Consider the following 614-nt stretch of genomic DNA (forward strand, 5'->3'; position numbering starts at 1 on the left):
TCGTAGACATCGCTGGTTTGGTTGCGGGCGCATCTCGTGGTGAAGGCCTAGGTAACAAATTCCTAGCGAACATCCGTGAAACAGACGCTATCGGTCACGTTGTACGCTGTTTCGAAAACGAAAATATCGTTCACGTTGCAGGTAAAGTATCTCCAATCGAAGATATTGAAGTAATCAACCTTGAACTAGCTATGGCTGACCTTGATTCTTGTGAGCGCGCGATTCAGCGTAACGCGAAGAAAGCAAAAGGCGGCGACAAAGACGCGAAGTTCGAGCTGACAGTTCTAGAAAAGCTGCTTCCTGTACTAACAGAAGGTGGTTCAGCGCGTACCGTTGAACTTTCTAAAGAAGAACTAGCAGCAGTAGGTTACCTAAACTTCCTAACGCTAAAACCAACCATGTACATTGCAAACGTAAATGAAGATGGTTTTGAAGACAACCCGTACCTAGACGCAGTACGTGAGTTCGCAGCAAGAGAAAACAACGTGGTTGTTCCTGTATGTGCAGCGATCGAATCAGAAATGGCTGAACTAGAAGACGACGAACCCGAAGACATTCTAGCGGACCTACGCATCGAACAACCCGGTCTAAACCGCGTAATGCGCAATGGTTAC

The 614-nt window shown here is 46.9% G+C and carries 1 pseudogene; it reads left to right on the forward strand.

Annotation, left to right across the window (positions count from 1 at the left end):
- A pseudogene (ychF, locus tag R8N49_RS28495) lies at window positions 1-614 on the forward strand (redox-regulated ATPase YchF); the annotation flags it as partial.

Source organism: Vibrio sp. 1978 (assembly GCF_033344345.1).